Source organism: Pseudomonas sp. FSL R10-2189, assembly GCF_009600325.1.
Taxonomy (GTDB): Bacteria; Pseudomonadota; Gammaproteobacteria; order Pseudomonadales; family Pseudomonadaceae; genus Aquipseudomonas; species Aquipseudomonas helleri.
The window spans coordinates 25,078-42,461 of sequence record NZ_WIVZ01000013.1 but is presented as its reverse complement, the minus strand read 5'-3'; the positions used below and the strand labels follow the sequence as shown (position 1 = coordinate 42,461).

Below are 17,384 nucleotides of genomic sequence, written 5' to 3'. Positions count from 1 at the left end.
ATCAGAGAGTGATTGGTAGTTCGCCGACTTGATCCATGTCGCGATGTATAGGCTCGATGAGCCAAAATCTTAACCTTCCTTGTCAACGCACTTGGCACTCAAATAGTGGTCGATTATTTCGTTGTTGTAGGAATTTTCTTACATTTTTGTGAGGTTAGTCCATGTTTAATACGGGAAATGTCAAAAAAATAGCTGTGCAAAAAATACCGCCATTTAATTGACGACTATAACTCGTCATTCCGCGTGTTGATCTCAAGCAATGCTAGCTGACAGAAAGACAAGCGTGGCTTTCTCACTGCCCGGATGCGTGCTATTGCTGTAGTGGGTTCATCACGGATGGAACCTTTTGCGCAGGCTCATCCTCAGAGTCTGAAACCGTCACCGAAACGTTCAATGAGGTGCATCTATGCCAGTCAAACATGATTTGCCATTGGATTTGGGCTTCTCCAAAGAGGCTCTCGACACGCTTAAAGGTCAAGACCCGCATTTGGCAGCGTTAATTGAGAAATACACAGTGGCTGACAAGCAGGTGGTAGAGGCCGAAGCGCCCAGTGCGCTGGGTGTGACTGATGAAGTGTTACTGGCGCTCAAGGAGAAGCGGCTCAAAATCAAGGATGACATCGTAAGCCGTCTGGCCAGCCAGGCGGCCCGCTAATCCTTTGAAGGTGTTCTTGACGGCCAATTTTTTGCACGCTGCAGATGTTTCTGTCTCTGTGCCGTAGTAGGGTTGGCGTGTTCAAGAACACCACTCCCAGGAAGCCGAAATGTCCAACATCATCAAAATCGTTGCTGTATTGCGCGCCAAGGCCGGTCAAGAAGAGACCGTCAAACAAGCGCTGCTGGCGTGTGTGGAAGGCTCACGCAAAGAAGAGGGCTGCACGTTCTACGATCTGCATATTGACCGTACCGATCCGCAGCGCTTTGTGTTTATCGAAGGCTGGAAAGACCTGGCGGCCATCGAGCACCACAAAACAACGCCACACTATTTAGCAATGGCCAAGGCCGTTGCCGACTTGCTGGAGCACCGTGAGGTGCTGGTGCTGGATGAATTGAGTCTTTAACCCGTAAACGGCGGCTTCGAAAGGGCCGCCGTTTTTAGTGAGGCGCTTAAAAGCTGGCAGCGTCCAGCTCATACAATGATTCGCTGCCCGCGCGTATCGACTGTTCCAGCCCCGTGATGCGTGGCAAAAGCCGCTTGAAATAGAACCTCGCCGTGGCCAGTTTCGCCGTATAGAACGCCGGATCCGCCTCAAGGGAACCCTGGGCAACATCTGCCATGCGCGCCCACAACCAGGCGTATGCCGCATAGCCAAAGACCTGCAGGTACTCCACCGAAGCAGCGCCGATTTCATTGGGGTTGAGCTTGGCCTGCGCTTGTAGCCAGTCGCTCAAGTCTTCGAGCCGTTGCACCGCTTGTAACAGTTCGTGCTGGTAAGGCTTGCCCGGTTGAGTGGCAAACTCGCGGATCTGCGCGGTAAATAAACGCAGTGCTACGCCGCCATTGGCAATGACCTTGCGGCCCAGCAAGTCCAGCGCCTGAATACCATTGGTGCCTTCGTAAATTTGCGCGATGCGAACATCGCGCACCAATTGCTCTTGTCCCCATTCACGAATGTAACCGTGGCCACCGAACACTTGTTGGCCCAGTACGCAACTGTCGAGCCCGGTGTCAGTGAAAAAGGCCTTGGCCACCGGCGTCAGTAAAGCCACCAGCGCTGCGGCGTCCTGCTGCTCTTGTGCATCGGTTGAGTACTTGCTCAGGTCCAGTTGCTGGCCGACATAGCTGGCAAACGCGCGACCACCTTCGGTCATGGCCTTCATGCTCAGCAGCATGCGCCGCACATCGGGGTGAACGATGATCGGGTCGGCCATTCTCTCGGGCGCTACTGCACCGGTCGGCGCCCGGCTTTGCAGGCGTTCGCGGGCGTAGGTACGGGCATTTTGGTATGACGTTTCGGCACAACCGATGCCCTGAATACCGATGGACAGGCGCTCGTAGTTCATCATCGTGAACATGGCCGCCAGGCCCTTGTTGGCTTCGCCGATCAACCAGCCTTGGGCGCCGTCAAAGTTGATTACGCAGGTTGCGGACGCCTTGATGCCCATTTTGTGTTCGATAGAACCGCAGCTCACGGCATTGGCGTGAGCCAGCGTGCCGTCGGCATTGACCAGCACCTTGGGTACCAGGAACAGCGAAATGCCACGCGGTCCGGCCGGCGCGTCCGGCAGTTTGGCGAGGACCAGATGGACAATGTTCTCGGTCAGGTCCTGATCGCCACCTGTGATGAAAATCTTGCTGCCACTGAGGCTGAAACTGCCGTCGGCCCGGGGTTCGGCACGGGTGCGGATAAGCCCCAGATCGGTGCCGGAATGGGCTTCGGTGAGGCACATCGAACCTGCCCAGCGACCTTCATACATCGGCGGCAGGTACGTTTCTTTAAGCGTCGTGCTGGCGTGAGCGTCAATGGCCAGGCAGGCGCCGGATGTCAGCGCCGAGTACAGGGCAAAACTGGAGTTGGCGGCGTAGAGCATTTCTTCAAATTGCACGGCGAGCATCTTGGGCATGCCCAGCCCGCCAAAGTCCGGGTTACCAGACAGGCCAACCCAGCCGCCTTCTATATACGTGTTATAGGCCGCCTTGAACCCTTGCGGCGTGCTGACCTTGCCTGCGTACCATTGCGCGCCTTCTTCGTCGCCACTGCGATTGAGCGGGGCGATCAATTGGCTGGTGACTTTGGCCGCTTCTTGCAAAATTGCGTCAGCGGTGTCGGCATCAACGTGCTCGGCCAGGGCGGGCAGGCGCGCCCATAGCGCCGGCGCGTCAAAAACTTCGTGCAGCACAAAACGCATGTCACGCAGCGGGGCATTGAATTCAGGCATTACAAAACCTCGTCAAATATTTCAAAAGGAGGGTTACAAGGCTTTGGCCATGTCGCGCAGTACGTATTTTTGGACTTTGCCTGTAGAAGTCTTGGGCAGAAGGGTGAAGACCACGGTGCGCGGTACTTTGAACCCGGCCAGATGCTCGCGGCAAAAGGTGATGATGTCGGCTTCGCGCACCTGCTGGTGGTCGGCCTTCAGAGTGATGAACGCGCAAGGGGTTTCGCCCCATTTTTCATCGGGGCGCGCCACCACGGCCGCTTCCATGACCCCGGGATGGCGATATAAGACCCCTTCAACTTCAATGGTGGAGATGTTCTCGCCACCGGAGATGATGATGTCTTTAAGGCGGTCGCGGATTTCCACATAACCGTCCGGGTGGCACACGGCCAGGTCGCCGGTGTGGAACCAGCCGCCTTCAAACGCTTCTGCGCTGGCGCTGGGGTTTTTCAGGTAACCCTTCATCACCGTGTTGCCGCGCATGAAAATCTCACCCATGGTTTCGCCGTCACGCGGGGTCGGCTTCAGGGTTTTCGGGTCGGCCACCATCACGCCTTCCAGCGTGGGGTAGCGCACGCCTTGACGAGATTTGATCTGGGCGCGCTCGGCAAGGGTGTGTTCGTCCCATTTGTCATGCCAGGCACAGATGGTCACCGGGCCATAGACCTCGGTCAGGCCGTACACGTGGGTGACTTTGATGCCCATTTCTTCCACGGCCCCAATCACTTTGGCCGGGGGTGCGGCGCCTGCGACCATGGCGTTTACCGGGTGATCAATAGCCGCCTTGGCCGATTCCGGCATGTTCACCAGTGCATTGAGCACAATCGGTGCGCCGCACAGGTGAGTGACCTGGTGTTCACGAATCAAGGTAAGGATTTTTTGCGGGTCGACCCTGCGCAGGAACACATGCACCCCGGCCAGCGCGGTAATGATCCAGGGGTAGCACCAGCCGTTGCAGTGGAACATCGGCAGGGTCCACAGGTACACCGGGTGATTGCCAATGGCCCAGACCATCTGGTTGCCCAGGGAGTTGAGGTAAGCGCCCCGATGGTGATAGACCACACCTTTGGGGTTGCCGGTGGTGCCCGAGGTGTAGTTGAGCGCAATGGCTTGCCATTCATCTGCGGGCCATTGCCAGTCGTAGTCAGGATCGCCTTCGGCAAGTACCGCTTCGTAATCCAGCGCGCTGACCGGCTGGCCTTCACCGTACTCGGGGTCATCCACGTCGATGATCAATGGTGGATGATCAAGCATGGCCACTGCTGCGTGGATCACTTCATGGAATTCGCGGTCGGCAATCAGTACCTTGGCCTCGCCATGAGCCAGCATGAAGGCGATGGCTTCGGCGTCGAGGCGCACATTCAGGGCATTCAATACGGCGCCGACCATGGGCACGGCAAAATGCACTTCGAGCATGGCCGGGATATTGGGCAACATCACGGCGACGGTATCGTTCTTGCCAATCCCGCGCCCGGCCAGCGCGCAGGCCAAACGACGGCAACGGCTGTAGGTTTGTGCCCAGGTGCGGCGAATGGAACCGTGGATAACGGCGGGGTAGTCAGGGTAGACGCTGGCGGTACGCTCGATAAAACTCAGAGGCGACAGGGCAATATGGTTGACGGCAGTAGGCTCAAGGCCCTGCTCAAAAATCGACATGATGGTCATTCCGGTGGCTGATTGTTAGCTCTAATGGCTGCCCGCTCTTATGCTGTCGAGGGGGGCAGTTTTATGTCCGGTCTGAGTTATAGCTCAGTTTGTATTTGATATGGAAGTAATACCTAAGCAATATAGTATTTGTTCTATATTGAATCGTGACTTAACCCGCGGATGCCCCATGCCTGTTTCGCTGCTCACCCATGACCCGCAACCCTCAGTGATCCTTGACGCCGCTGGCACACCGCTAACGATCAACCCGGCACTGTCGCGACTGCTGGCTGGCACGCCACTGGCCGAGGTGCGCAAGTGGCTGCCGGGCAATATCGATGAGCTGGTACGCGCCTGTTTGCAACAAGGACGGGCGATTGAGCAGGTGCAGGCGGAGTTTGCCGAACACCTGTGGCTGTGGACGCTGATACCGATACCTGAAACCCAATGTGTCGTGGCCCGTGGCCGGGAGGCGAGTGACGAACTGCTGGCCGGGCGTGAAGCCGCCAAGGCCCGGCGCCTGTACCGGCTGATTACCGAGAACACCACCGACCTGATCTCGCGGCATACGCCGAACGGGTGTTTTCTCGATGCCTCGCCAGCGTCCTGGACGTTGCTCGGCTACTGGCCCGAGCAATTGCGCGGCAGCCGGGCACAGCGTTTGTTTCACCCGCATGATCTGGCCCAGGTGTTGCGCCAGGCCCGTGATGCACTTGAGCTCGATGGGTATCACACTATGACCTACCGGATTCGCCATCAAGCCGGGCATTACCTGTGGTTTGAAACCGCCAGCCGGGCAATTCGCGAAACCTATACCGGCGCGGTGGTTGAGGTGGTCAGCGTGTCGCGAGACATCACCGCGCGCATTCAGGCGGAAGAAAACAAGCGGCGCCTGGCAGAAGTGGTCGAGGTTAATCCTGACCCGGTGTTGTTTATTGAACCGGCGGGTGGGGTGTCTTATCTCAACCCGGCGGCCAAGCGAATTCTCGGTTTATCGTGTGGGAAAAGTGTTATTTCGCTGGCGGATTTTTTAAGCTCTGGCGATCTGGTGCAGCTGCAGTCAGTGGGCTGGCGCAGTGCTGAAGAACACGGCTTGTGGAGCAGTGAGGCCCGTCTGCAGCCGTTGAATGGCGAACCCTCGGTGCCGGTGTCTTTATTGCTGCTGGCCCATCGCGCCACCTCGGGTGAACGGTTTTTCTCACTGGTGGCCCGTGACATGCGCGAGCGCGAACTGCGTGAAGCCCAGCAGCGTCATCATCAGGACGAACTGGCCCATACCGCCCGGCTGGTGACCCTGGGGGAGCTGGCGTCCGGTATTGCCCACGAAATCAATCAGCCGCTAGCCGCGGTGATGAATTATGCGAATGCCAGCCAGCGTTATCTGCAAAACCTGGGCACTACCCCTGAGGCTGCAACCCGTATAGCTCAAGGGTTGGAACGAATTACCCTGCATGCCGGCCATGCCTCGCAAGTGATCAAGCGTTTGCGCGGTTTTTTACGCAAGGGGCGGCGCACGTTACAAGCGCTGGACGTCAGTGAAGTGGTGCGCCAAGCAGTCAATCTATGCGCGTGGGAAGCCCGTGAGCGACAGGTGATGATTGAGCAGGAGTTGCCGGCCCTTCTGCCGTTGGTGTATGCCGACCGGGTGTTGCTGGAGCAGGTGTTGCTTAACCTGTTGCGCAATGCCATTGACGCCAATTGCGAGCAGCAGCCGGGGCGGCCTTCGCGTATCCGTATAAATGTGCAGGCCGCACGTGCTGGCGAGTTAAGCATTAGCGTCGAGGATCAGGGCCCAGGCGTCACAGCCGAACAATTTGAGCAACTGTTCACCCCGTTTTACACCAGCAAGGCCGAAGGACTGGGGCTGGGTTTGTCGATGAGCCGCAGTATCATCGAGGGCTTGGGCGGTGAGCTTGATGCCGAGCCGCAACCCCACGGGCTGCGCATGTGCTGCCGCCTGCCACTGATGACCGTCACCCCACAACAAAAAGAGAGCAATTAAGCCATGACAACCCCGCAGCACCACGTGGTCTACGTCGTCGATGACGATCAGGGCATGCTCGATTCAACCGTCTGGTTATTGGAGTCGGTCGGCCTGAATGCAGTGCCCTTCACCAGTGGTCAGGCTTTTTTGCACGCCGTGGATCCGGCCCTTAGCGCGTGTGTGATCCTGGATATCCGCATGCCCGCCATGGGTGGTCTGAATGTGCAGCAAGCGCTACAGGAACGCGGGTTAACCCTGCCGGTGATTTTTGTCAGTGGCCATGCCGATGTACCCATTGTGGTTCGTGCGTTCAAGGCGGGTGCCCATGACTTTATCGAGAAACCCTACAACCAGCAGCTGCTGCTCGACAGTGTGCAACAGGCCTTGAGCGGCGGTAATGCGTGGCAAAGCGCCAGTCAGGAGTTAACAGAGCTAGAAGACCGCTTGCTCAGCCTGACACCCCGCGAGCGCGATGTGTTGTTGCCGCTGGTCAAGGGCTACACCACCCGTGAAATTGCCGAGCAATTGGCGGTGAGTGCAAAAACCATCGACCTGTATCGCGCCCGCGTGATGAAACGCATGCAGGCCGAGCACTTGCCGGATCTGGTGGGCATGGCGATAGCGGCGGGGCTGGTGGATCCGCTTAAGCTGCGGGCAACGCTGTAAAGCTTACCTTGCGATCTTTCAGAAGATCAAAAGATCGCGAGGCGAGCTCGCTCCTACAGATTTGCGGTGTCCAGGGTGTTGCGTTCGAGTACTGGATAGCCCAGTGCGGCGATGTGGTGGTGCACGCGGCGGTAGTCGCGCAATACACGCTGGAAGATATCGCCTGATTCGGCCCAGGCGGTTTTGTCGTTTTGCAGTTTGCGAAAGTGCTCGCGGCTGGCGCGGGCTTCGAGCTGGCGCACGATTTCTTTGTGGCTCACCAGCCTGTTTGCCGCCGCTATGTCTTCGCGCAAGAAAGCGGTGATCGCCAGGTTTAGGCTGTCCAGCAAGGCCAAGTGCAGGCCCTGGATGTGCTGCATCTCAAAAGTTGAGAAATGTTCGCCACGGCGGGCCCGGCGAATCGCCAGTTGCGCCAGGTTGCTGAGGATGTCGCCCGCATGCTCCAGGTTGATCACGAACATCAGGATTTCCTGGGCACGATCGGCGTCATCGTCACTCAAGCCTTCCTGGCCTATGTCCGCCAGATAGGCGCGAATCGCCGCGCTTAACATATCCACGGAATGGTCAAGCTGGCGCACCTTGTCGAAAGCCGCTTGATCGGGCTTTTCGAACAGTTGCAGCACTTGATTGAGCATTAGCGACGCCATGTCTGCCAGTCGTAACGCTTCACGCACGGCATTGGAAAGGCCTATGTTGGCCACTTCCAGCCCGGCTTCGTCCAGGTATTGCGGCATGCCCGGGTCTGCCGGGCGTTCTTGTTGCGGGAACAGGCGACTCAGGCCGTTTGCCATTGGCTCAATCAGGCCAATACACAGCACCGCCAACGCCAGGTTGAACGCCGTATGCAGGTACACCACCAAGTGCGCAGGGCCGAGGTTGGTGTGGGCCAGTTGGTCGGCCAGCAATGGCAGCCACGGCAACAACAGCACGGTTCCCAGCAGACGAATCAGCAAGTTCCCCACGGGCAGACGACGTGCCACGGTTGAGCCGGCACTGAGTACCGAGGGCAACGCGCCGCCGACGTTGGCACCCAGCACCAAGGCCATGGCGGTGACCGGGGCCATCATTCCGGCACCGGCCAGGGAAGCAATCAACAGCACCACGGCCACGCTTGAATGGCACAGCCAGGTCAGTAACACCGCGGCCACGACGGCAATGATCAAGTCGCCATCCAGGCTTTGCATGACCGCGCGAAATACCGAGGTGGCCTCCATGTGGCTCAGGGTTGCACTGAGCAAACCCAAGGCCAGTAGCATCAGCCCCAACCCGATCAGCGCGCAGCCTATGCTTTCGTAGCGTGAGTCGTCGCGCAGGCGATACACGATAAAACCGGCCAGCAGCATGATCGGTGTAGCCAGCGACGTGTCGAAGCTCAGTAGTTGTACCACCAGGGTTGAGCCGATGTTGGCCCCGAGCATCACGGCCAATGCTGGCGCCAGGCTCAAGGTGCCGGCGGCGGTAAAAGAGGTGGCCATCATGCTCACGGCGGTGCTGCTTTGCAGCACGCCGGTAATGCCAATGCCGGACAGCAATGCCATCCAGCGGTTATTCAGATTGCGCCCCATCCAGTTGCGTAGTTGGGTGCCGAAACCGCGCAGCAGCGCGGTAGAAATCATATGAGTGCCCCACAGCAGCAGTGCAATCGCACCGGCCAGGTTGAGCAAGAGAGTGGTTCCTGACATGAGGAATCTCCACAAAACAAATATTCAGGTTTACGCCATCTACACACACACGCGGCCGGGCTGACGCGAAACCGCGTCAGCCCGGCTTTTTACGTCAGTACCACTGTTTGAAACGGCGGATGTAAATAGTCTTCATCAGTTGTGCCACGCAGCAGTAGCTGACCAGCGTCGCGACCAGCCATGGGAAGTACGCCAATGGCAGCGGCTCCAGGCCCACCAGGGTGCCCAGCGGCGAGAACGGTACGTAGATACCCAGTGCAATGACAATGACGGTCATCATCATCACCGGCCATGCGGCGTTGCTCTGGAAGAACGGGATCTTGCGGGTGCGCAACATATGCACCACCAGGGTTTGCGAGAGCAGCCCCTCGATGAACCAGCCGGACTGGAACAAGGTCTGCACGTCGACATTGTTGGCCTTGAACACATACCACATCAGGGCAAAGGTGGTGATGTCGAAGATCGACGAGGTTGGCCCGATCCAGATCATGAATCGGCCAATGTTTTTGGCATCCCATTTACGCGGCTTTTGCAGGTATTCCTTGTCCATCCGGTCCCATGGCAGTGCCAGTTGGGAGATGTCGTACATCAGGTTTTGCAGCAGCAGGTGAATCGACAGCATGGGCAGGAACGGTATAAAGGCGCTGGCCACCAGTACCGAGAACACGTTGCCGAAGTTGGAGCTGGCGGTCATGTTCAGGTACTTCATGATGTTGCCGAAGGTTTCGCGACCTTTGAGCACGCCTTCTTCGAGCACCATCAGGCTCTTTTCCAGGAGGATGATGTCGGCCGACTCCTTGGCAATGTCGGTGCCGCTGTCCACGGAAATCCCCACATCGGCATCACGCAACGCCGGGGCATCGTTGATGCCGTCACCAAGGAAGCCTACGGTGTGACCATTGGCCTGCAACGCCTTCAGCACCCGGGATTTCTGCAACGGTGTGAGCTTGGCAAAGACCGTGCGTTGCTCGACTTCGTGCTTGAGGGTGGCATCATTCATGGCTTCGATTTCCGGCCCCAATAGCGGGGTTCCGGGCTCGAGGCCAACTTGACGGCAGATTTTGCTGGTGACAACCGCGTTATCTCCGGTCAGTACCTTCACCGCCACGCCAATGTCTTGCAGAGCGCGGATGGCCGGGCCTGCGGTTTCTTTTGGCGGATCGAGGAAGGTCAGGAAGCCGCGAATAACAAGGTCGCGCTCATCTTTAGTCGTGTACTGCTTCTGCGCGTTAGCCTTAGGGATGTCGCGGGTGGCGACCACCAGTACCCGGAAGCCGTCCTCGTTGTATTCAGTGGCCCGTGCCAGCAGTTCAGCGCGGCGCGCGGGATCAAGTGCTACCTGGACACCGTCTTCCATCACGTGGGTCGAGATGCCGAGCATTTCTTCAACAGCGCCTTTGCACACCAGCAGGTGATCGCCACGGTTGTCCTTGACCACAATCGACAGGCGACGACGCTCGAAGTCAAACGGCAGCTCATCGACCTTGCTGTAGGCGAAAGGCAGCTTGAACTTTGGATCGCGCTCGGAAAACTGCACCACGGCCTGATCCATCAGGTTGCGGATACCGCTTTGGTGATGACTGTTGAGCCAGGCCAGCGCCAGTACCGATTCATCGCGTTGGCCGTCAGGGCCGACATGGTGCTCCAAAATGATGTGGTCTTGGGTCAGGGTGCCGGTTTTGTCGGTGCACAGTACGTCCATCGAACCGAGGTTCTGGATGGCATTGAGGCGTTTAACCACGACTTTGCGCTTGGCCATGGCGGTTGCGCCTTTGGCCAGGTTGGCACTGACAATCATCGGCAGCATTTCTGGGGTCAGACCGACCGCCACCGCCAGGGCAAACAGGAAGGCATCGCCCCAATCGCCCTTGGAGAAGCCATTAAGGAAGAACACCACCGGCACCATCACCAGCATGAAGCGGATCAACAACCAACTGACGCTGTTAACCCCGCGATCGAATGCGGTTTGCGAACGCGAGCCGACAATCGCCTTGGCCAGAGAGCCAAAGTAAGTCCGCGGGCCGGTCGCGACCACCACAGCTCGGGCCGTACCGCTGACCACGTTGGTGCCCATAAAGCAGATGTTGGGCAGGTCCAGCAGGTTGCTTTGATCAGCCGCAGCGTTGGAGGCAGACTTTTGCGCCACATTGCCCAGGGTGTCGTATTTCTCTACGGGCAAGGCTTCACCGGTCAGCACTGCCTGACTGATAAACAGGTCGCGGGATTCGATCAGGCGTATGTCGGCGGGGATCATGTCCCCGGCGGACAGTTGCACGATGTCGCCGGCCACCAGTTCACGCATGGGGATTTCCAGCACTTTGGCGGAGGCGCCAACGCGCTCACGGCGCAGTACTGTCGCCGTGGTGCGCACCATGGCTTTCAGGGCCTCGGCGGATTTGGCCGAGCGATGCTCCTGCCAGAAGCGCAGAAAACTGCTCAGGCCCACCATCAAGGCGATGATGATGACTTTGGTCAGGTCGGTTTCTTCGCCATCACGCAGAGGCAGCCAGTAATCGGTGAAGAAGCTGATAACGCCCAAGGTCAGCAGTACATAAATGAAAGGGTTGTGCAGCGCCATCATGAACTGCACGACCGCGTGAGGCGGCTTGTCGTGAGCCACTTCGTTATAGCCTTCATGTTCCAGGCGATCAGCTGCATCCAGCAGGGTCAGGCCATCCGTGGTGGCCCGGACATTGGCCAGGGTGGCGGCCAGGCCGTTTTGCGCTTCCCGTGCAGCGCGCATCGACAACTTGCTGTTTTCACCCGCGTTGTTCTTGTCTCGAACGTTGCTGTTTTTTACCGCGCTCATGGTCATACTCCTGTCGCCAACGCTCGACAAAACATACCTTGGCTTGCCGTATTAACGACGAGCCAAAGTATGCCGAGTCGCAGATATCGCGATCGGTTTTAATAAGTGTTTAAGTGCGCTTTAAAATCCCGCTACAACAATTAACTTACTAGTTGCGCAGCGGGTGGCTACTGGCTTCTTCCATAGGGAACTCCAGTTATTCAACAGTGGTTTAAAGCCTGTCAGTGGTCAGCGCCAGGCGCGACTCTGAGGCTCCTGAAGGTCGGCCATGCTCCAGCGCTGCTCCAGTTGACCTGTGGCAGGGCTGACGCGCCAATGCACCTGATGGTGCGCAGCTTTTGCGCCGAAAACGGGGGATGAGAAGGGCGTGCGGGCAGAGCGCGCAGTGCCGGGCTCACGGGCCAATTTAACCCGCATGCTAGAGGTAAAGGCGCGAACGCCAGGTAGAACAAAGGCTTTAAAGGTCATAACACACCTCGTAACCGGACGGCTGCCGGGGAGGTCGTTACGTTGGAGCGTCAAGCTCTAGCGCAGTTGACCTCGCCCAGCAGGCGAGTCCCGTCAATGTCTGGATTGGGTGCCCGGTCAGGCGTTTTCACGCAGGCCGGGCAGCGACTAGATACTGTGTCCATTAGCTTCTTTTGTGAGTGAGTAAAGTGCCGACTGAGTCGGCCCATGCAATCTACTGAGACGGGTATATCAAGTCAACGTTAAACACCAGCAAGTGCGGGCGGTACAGGGAGTGTTCAGAAACTTGAAAGAGCGCATTAAACATTAAGTTTCAATAAGGCACTTATATGACAGTTACAAATTAATATCAGATCACCTATACCTCGTAGGAGCGAGCTCGCCTCGCGATCTTTTGATCTTAATAATTAAAAGATTGCAGCCAGCGTGCTTCGGCAACGCCTGCAATGAGTCAATCTGCGGCTATAAGTGCGCGTCGGATCTATAGGTTTGGGTTATATTACGGCGTGTTTCAATCCGTACCGAGAGTGGTTGTGTCGATTAAAGACCCCGCAGCATTACAGCTTGTTCAAGCGCCTGTAGCGCTTTACCTGCAACAGTTGGCAGCGTCCAGCCGCCAGACCATGCGCTATGTGCTGCAGGACGCGGCTGATCGTTTGGGCGTCGATGATGTCGCGATTGAGGAATTCCCCTGGCATCAACTGCAGCCGGGGCATATCACGGCGTTGGTGGCGGCCCTGCGTACCGATGGTTATGCGCCCAATACGTCGTCTTTGTATGTGAATGCGATTCGCGGCGTGATGAATCAGGCCTGGCAGCAGAGCCTGATCACTCAGGATCAACTGCTTAAAATTCGCGCGGTCAAGGCGGGCGGTGGTTCGCGGCTGATCAAGGGCCGCAACCTGCGCCGCACGTTGATCCGCGAGCTGATGGATGTCTGCGCTGCGGACCCGCGCCCTCAGGGGCTGAGGGATGCCGCGATCATTGCAATTCTGTATGGCTCGGGCATGCGTAAATCTGAGTCGGTGAATATGGACTTGCGTCAGGTCAACATGGCCGAGCGCAGCTTGCAGGTCTTGGGCAAAGGCAACAAAGAGCTGATCAAGTTCGCCCCGGCCTGGGCCTTCGAAAAGCTCCAGGTCTGGCTCGATTTTCGCCGCGAGCAATTGCCAGAAGGCGTCAGCGACGACACGTTTTTGTTCAACCGGATTCGCCGTGGCAGCCACATCACCCGTGAGCGCATCACCAAACATGCGATTTACTACATCGCCAAGCAGCGCGGTAAACAGGTGGGCGTGGATATCATGCCCCATGACTTTCGGCGCTCGTTCATTACGCGGGTGATTGAGGAATATGACGTGTCGATTGCTCAGAAACTCGCCCACCACGCCAACATTGCCACTACCGTCAGCTATGACATGCGCGATGACAACGAGCGACGCAATGCCACTGACCGCTTTTCGCTGTAATGCGCACCAGCCGCCGAAGCATTTTGAAAAATTAATGAACCCTCGCGCCTACAGCCCGCCTAAAGTTTTACAACTAGCGAGGTGATGTATGGAAATTCCTACGTTTTGGGCTGTGATAGCCGTCATTCTGCTGCTACTGGAGCTATGGACCATTCGCGGGGTGCTGAGAAGCAATGCACCGGTGAACAGCCGGTGCATGTGGGTGGCCGTGGTGATCTTTGTGCCGCTGTTCGGCATGTTGGCGTGGTTGCTGGTGGGCGCCAAAAAACACGCCCACCCCAAGGCCTAAGTGTTGGTTTTGAGCTTGGTCCACAGCCGCGTGCTGAGGCGGGCTATCGAGGCGGGCATGTCTTCTACGGTGAACAGTTTGTCGACGACTTCCTTGGGCGGGTAAATCGCCGGATCCTGTTTCACGTCGGGTGCCAGGAAGCTGTCCGCCGCAAGGTTTGGGTTGGCGTAGTGGATCTGGTTGCTAATGTTGGCGATCACCTGCGGGGCCAACAAGTAGTTCATGTAGGCGTAGCCATTGCTCGCATGGGGCGCATTCTTGGGCATGACCACCATGTCTAGCCACAGCGTGGAGCCTTCGTCAGGATTTGAGTAGGCAATGTTGACGCCGTTCCCCGCTTCCTTGGCGCTTGCCGCCGCCTGTACCACGTCGCCGTTAAAACCGATGACCGCACAAATGTTGCCGTTGGCCAAGTCGCTGATGTACTTGGAGGCATGAAAGTACTGAACATACGGCCGGATTTTTAGCAGGGCCTGCTCGGCTTGTTTGTAATCGGCCGGTTCGTGGCTGTGGTGTGGCAAACCAAGGTAGTTAAGGGTGATTGGCAGGATCTGTGTGGGGTTATCGATGATCGCGACCCCGCACTGGCTAAGCTTTTTGATGTTGTTCTCATCAAAAAACAGGCTCCAGGAGTGAGTAACGTCGGTGGTGCCAAAAATGGCTTTGATCTTGTCGACGTTGTAACCAATACCCGCGGTCCCCCACATGTACGGAAAACCGTAAAGATTGCCCGGGTCATTGACCTCGAGCTTTTTCATCAACACCGGGTCCAGGTTTTTCCAGTTGGGCAACTGGCTGCGACCCAGTTTTTGAATGGCTCCGGCCTTTATCAGCCGTGACATAAAGTGGTTTGAAGGGCTGACCACGTCATAGCCGGTGTTCCCGGTCATTAACTTGGATTCCAGGACTTCGTTGCTGTCGTGCAGGTCGTATGCGGGCTTGATCCCGGTTTGTTGAGTGAAGGTGGACAAGGTGTCGTCGGCGATGTAGCCGTTCCAGTTGGAAATATTGACACTTTCGTCTGCGTAACTGGCCGCAGAAACTGAACAGAGGAGCGCAAGGGACACAGCATGGATGTGCATGTTCGTTCACCGAATCGTAGTTTTTTGTTCTTTTATGGGTCGTGACGTCTTAGATTTCTGTTCGGGCCCGCACGGCCTCCAGGCGCATGCGCACCTTAGCGCCAAGGTCGAAAAACGGTCGGGGAGGGAGCCAGCCCGGCTGGGCCCGGTGCATGACCGAGTGCAACAGCTCAGAGCTGGCACCGCTGGCCAGTTCTGCGAGCAAGCGGCCCCACAACGTGCCCCGCGCAACACCAGAGCCGTTGCAACCGGCGACTGCGTAAATGCCTTCCTGAACCTTGGCGAAGTAAGGTTGGCCACTGCGTGAAGCACTGAGGTGGCCGGTCCAGGAGTACTGGATGTCCTGCTCGGATAACCCCGAAAAGCGCCGTTGTAAGCCCAGCGCATGGTGCTTGCGCCGCAGCAAGAGGTTGCTGTCGGTCAAATCTTTAGTCCGATATTCCGCCGTGTTGCGAATCATCACCCGGCGGTCCGGGGTCAGCCGTACCGTCGCACCCAGCGGCCTGGTGGAGAGCACACCCCAAGGGGCTGCGCTGCCAATAGCGGCAAATTCTTGATCGGTGAGCGGGCGTGTCAGGCTCGCGCTGAGTTCCATGGCAAAGGTGCTGCTGGTCTCAATCCCGGCACGGGGGATAAAGGCATTCAGACACACCAGTACTTGCCGGGCGGTCACATTGCCACTAGGGCCGTTGGCGCGGATCTGACCGTCACTGAGGCGTTCAAGGCCGCTGATTTCAGTGTTTTCGTACAGGGTGACCGACTCAGGCAGCGCATCCAGCAAGCCTTTTACGTACTTGGCCGGTTGCAGCAAGGCATTGCCATTACCGCACCAGATCGCCGCTTGATAGTGCTTAGTGCCCAACGTTTTGGCCAGTTGCGGGCCTTGTAGAAACTGCGCTGAGGCGCCCACGGCGTTGAGGGTTTGCAGCCTGGCTTCGACCTTGCACAGCTTGCCCGGGTCGTTGACCGCGAAGTAGTACCCTGAGTCGCGGTATTCGCAGTCGATCTGGTGTCGGGCAATACGCGAGCGGACCTCTTGGCTGGCAGCGAGACCAATCAAGGTGTCAGCCTGGTAGCCGGCAAAGCCGTCGTGCCCAAGCAGCTCGTTATTGGCAGGGTTCTCATGGGCCACGGCAAACCCTGAGTTGCGTGCCGAGGCACCTTGCGCGGCGCGCTGGCGATCGACAATAACGATTCGCGCCTGCGGGTGCAGTTCGGCCAGTGAGTGCGCCGCGCTAAGCCCGGTAATGCCTGCCCCGATAATCAGCCAGTCGGCCTTTTGCGCGCCCTTGAGGGGAGCATGGCCGGGCGACGGTTCGGTGAGGGCAATCCAGCCACATTGATTCATCAAACAACACCTCGTATAGCGTTGACTGCGCCACTTAATTGATTCTTAAATTTCATACTTGAAATCGGTCGGCGCTGCGTGTCGCTGGAATTTATGACGATCAAGGTGATATAACCAACGCTATTAATTCATTGATCAATGCAGAAAACGCATGGATACGATTCGCCACGTTCCTTCACTCCAGGCCATGCAGGCCCTGATAGAAGTTGCTGATTCAGGCAGCTTTACCCAGTCGGCGCAAAAGCTCTGTTTGACCCAAAGCGCTGTGAGTCGAAAGATCCAGCAATTGGAAGAGCATTTCGCAGTTGCGTTGTTTGTGAGAAACAGTCGCAACGTGCGTTTAACGGCAGAGGGCGAGCAGGTGCTGGCCACAGCGCGCACTATTCTCGAGCAGTTGCGCGGCCTTGAAGACCGGCTCTCGCCACAAACGCGCCCATTCAGGATTCGCATGCATGTGTCGTTGGCCGTGCGTTGGCTGCTACCAAAACTCAGCGACTTTTACCTGCGTTATCCCGATATTTCGCTGTCAATTGAGACCGTAGCCACCGAGATTGTCGAGCCTGCCAGCGACAGCGATGCCTACATCCTTTATTTGCCCGAGCCCTCCAGTGACCCAGCCTGTCTGCCCCTGTTTGATGAAGCGCTGGTACCGGTCTGTGCGCCTGGGCTGGGCGTACTGGAGTCCATGAATGACCTGGTGCGCTTCGCGCTGCTGCACCGCTCGGCAGATAAACAGGCCTGGATTGCCTGGTTGGCTGCCAATCAGGGGCAACCCCTGGAGGCTTACCGGCATATTCCGTTCAACCTGGACGAACTGGCACTCGATGCCGCAGCACGAGGGTTGGGCGTAGCCGTGACGGACATGACGTTGGCCGAAGAGTCCATTCAGCGCGGGCTGTTGGTGATTCCGTTTGGCCAGCCACTGAAAACTGGTGGGAATTATTCGTTGTGTTTGCAGCCCTCGGCCAGTGCACACCCCGCGTGTACAAAGGTCTTGCAGTGGTTCGCGCAACAGGCAGAGGCCAACCAGAAGTAAGATTTTGTAATAACTATACGCATGGGT

The 17,384-nt window shown here is 57.5% G+C and carries 14 protein-coding genes; 7 read left to right on the top strand and 7 right to left on the bottom strand.

The window, feature by feature from the left end:
• Positions 1–406 precede the first annotated feature (406 nt).
• Both GHO32_RS11715 and GHO32_RS11710 read left to right on the top strand, forming a co-directional pair.
• Entirely contained in the window at positions 407–655 is a 249-nt protein-coding gene (locus tag GHO32_RS11715) for a DUF465 domain-containing protein (RefSeq protein ID WP_048371676.1), read from the top strand.
• Between the two features lie 109 nt (positions 656–764).
• A complete protein-coding gene (locus GHO32_RS11710) occupies positions 765–1,061 on the top strand; it encodes a putative quinol monooxygenase (RefSeq protein WP_048371674.1) in 297 nt (98 codons plus the stop codon).
• Between the two features lie 46 nt (positions 1,062–1,107).
• Here the strand turns inward: GHO32_RS11710 and GHO32_RS11705 are convergent, their stop codons facing one another.
• A complete protein-coding gene (locus GHO32_RS11705; RefSeq protein WP_153335373.1) occupies positions 1,108–2,880 on the bottom strand; it encodes an acyl-CoA dehydrogenase C-terminal domain-containing protein in 1,773 nt (590 codons plus the stop codon).
• Positions 2,881–2,913: 33 nt separating this feature from the next.
• Positions 2,914–4,536, bottom strand: coding sequence for an acyl-CoA synthetase (locus tag GHO32_RS11700; protein WP_123749528.1), 1,623 nt, complete (start codon positions 4,534–4,536; stop codon positions 2,914–2,916).
• A 178-nt stretch (positions 4,537–4,714) separates the two neighbouring features.
• Between GHO32_RS11700 and GHO32_RS11695 the strand changes: the two genes are divergently transcribed.
• Positions 4,715–6,526, top strand: a complete 1,812-nt coding sequence (locus tag GHO32_RS11695) for a PAS domain S-box protein (RefSeq protein WP_153335372.1) — start codon at positions 4,715–4,717, stop codon at positions 6,524–6,526.
• A gap of 3 nt (positions 6,527–6,529) precedes the next feature.
• Positions 6,530–7,174 (top strand): response regulator transcription factor, encoded by a 645-nt coding sequence (locus GHO32_RS11690; RefSeq protein WP_153335371.1) that lies wholly within the window; start codon positions 6,530–6,532, stop codon positions 7,172–7,174.
• 53 nt (positions 7,175–7,227) lie between these two features.
• On the opposite strand, the gene GHO32_RS11685 is transcribed toward GHO32_RS11690, so the two are convergent.
• The 3 genes from GHO32_RS11685 to GHO32_RS11675 form a co-directional block, all read right to left on the bottom strand.
• Positions 7,228–8,856, bottom strand: coding sequence for a Na/Pi cotransporter family protein (locus GHO32_RS11685; protein ID WP_153335370.1), 1,629 nt, complete (start codon positions 8,854–8,856; stop codon positions 7,228–7,230).
• Between the two features lie 94 nt (positions 8,857–8,950).
• Entirely contained in the window at positions 8,951–11,665 is a 2,715-nt protein-coding gene (gene mgtA, locus GHO32_RS11680) for a magnesium-translocating P-type ATPase (protein ID WP_153335369.1), read from the bottom strand.
• A gap of 228 nt (positions 11,666–11,893) precedes the next feature.
• Complete coding sequence (locus tag GHO32_RS11675; protein ID WP_153335368.1) at positions 11,894–12,133, bottom strand: hypothetical protein; 240 nt, start codon at positions 12,131–12,133, stop codon at positions 11,894–11,896.
• A gap of 623 nt (positions 12,134–12,756) precedes the next feature.
• Between GHO32_RS11675 and xerC the strand changes: the two genes are divergently transcribed.
• On the top strand, positions 12,757–13,602 hold the full coding sequence (xerC, locus tag GHO32_RS11670) for a tyrosine recombinase XerC (RefSeq protein WP_153335393.1): 846 nt from the start codon (positions 12,757–12,759) through the stop codon (positions 13,600–13,602).
• Between the two features lie 88 nt (positions 13,603–13,690).
• On the top strand, positions 13,691–13,891 hold the full coding sequence (locus GHO32_RS11665) for a PLDc N-terminal domain-containing protein (protein ID WP_153332401.1): 201 nt from the start codon (positions 13,691–13,693) through the stop codon (positions 13,889–13,891).
• Here the strand turns inward: GHO32_RS11665 and GHO32_RS11660 are convergent.
• Together GHO32_RS11660 and GHO32_RS11655 are read right to left on the bottom strand one after the other, a co-directional pair.
• Positions 13,888–14,973: a polyamine ABC transporter substrate-binding protein gene (locus GHO32_RS11660; protein WP_153332404.1), complete on the bottom strand. Its 1,086-nt coding sequence runs from the start codon at positions 14,971–14,973 to the stop codon at positions 13,888–13,890. The genes GHO32_RS11665 and GHO32_RS11660 overlap by 4 nt on opposite strands.
• A 49-nt stretch (positions 14,974–15,022) precedes the next feature.
• Positions 15,023–16,324, bottom strand: coding sequence for an FAD-binding oxidoreductase (locus GHO32_RS11655; protein WP_153332406.1), 1,302 nt, complete (start codon positions 16,322–16,324; stop codon positions 15,023–15,025).
• A 148-nt stretch (positions 16,325–16,472) separates the two neighbouring features.
• Between GHO32_RS11655 and GHO32_RS11650 the strand changes: the two genes are divergently transcribed.
• Positions 16,473–17,357: a LysR substrate-binding domain-containing protein gene (locus GHO32_RS11650; RefSeq protein ID WP_153332408.1), complete on the top strand. Its 885-nt coding sequence runs from the start codon at positions 16,473–16,475 to the stop codon at positions 17,355–17,357.
• Positions 17,358–17,384 lie beyond the last annotated feature (27 nt).

What these genes read in the sequence shown, in the direction of transcription:
- xerC (WP_153335393.1), top strand. Translation starts at nt 12,757, where the DNA reads ATGCGCTATGTGCTGCAGGACGCGGCTGATCGTTTGGGCGTCGATGAT.
- GHO32_RS11660 (WP_153332404.1), bottom strand. Translation starts at nt 14,973, where the DNA reads ATGCACATCCATGCTGTGTCCCTTGCGCTCCTCTGTTCAGTTTCTGCG.
- GHO32_RS11675 (WP_153335368.1), bottom strand. Translation starts at nt 12,133, where the DNA reads ATGACCTTTAAAGCCTTTGTTCTACCTGGCGTTCGCGCCTTTACCTCT.
- GHO32_RS11690 (WP_153335371.1), top strand. Translation starts at nt 6,530, where the DNA reads ATGACAACCCCGCAGCACCACGTGGTCTACGTCGTCGATGACGATCAG.
- GHO32_RS11665 (WP_153332401.1), top strand. Translation starts at nt 13,691, where the DNA reads ATGGAAATTCCTACGTTTTGGGCTGTGATAGCCGTCATTCTGCTGCTA.
- GHO32_RS11705 (WP_153335373.1), bottom strand. Translation starts at nt 2,880, where the DNA reads ATGCCTGAATTCAATGCCCCGCTGCGTGACATGCGTTTTGTGCTGCAC.
- mgtA (WP_153335369.1), bottom strand. Translation starts at nt 11,665, where the DNA reads ATGAGCGCGGTAAAAAACAGCAACGTTCGAGACAAGAACAACGCGGGT.
- GHO32_RS11650 (WP_153332408.1), top strand. Translation starts at nt 16,473, where the DNA reads ATGGATACGATTCGCCACGTTCCTTCACTCCAGGCCATGCAGGCCCTG.
- GHO32_RS11710 (WP_048371674.1), top strand. Translation starts at nt 765, where the DNA reads ATGTCCAACATCATCAAAATCGTTGCTGTATTGCGCGCCAAGGCCGGT.
- GHO32_RS11685 (WP_153335370.1), bottom strand. Translation starts at nt 8,856, where the DNA reads ATGTCAGGAACCACTCTCTTGCTCAACCTGGCCGGTGCGATTGCACTG.
- GHO32_RS11700 (WP_123749528.1), bottom strand. Translation starts at nt 4,536, where the DNA reads ATGTCGATTTTTGAGCAGGGCCTTGAGCCTACTGCCGTCAACCATATT.
- GHO32_RS11695 (WP_153335372.1), top strand. Translation starts at nt 4,715, where the DNA reads ATGCCTGTTTCGCTGCTCACCCATGACCCGCAACCCTCAGTGATCCTT.
- GHO32_RS11715 (WP_048371676.1), top strand. Translation starts at nt 407, where the DNA reads ATGCCAGTCAAACATGATTTGCCATTGGATTTGGGCTTCTCCAAAGAG.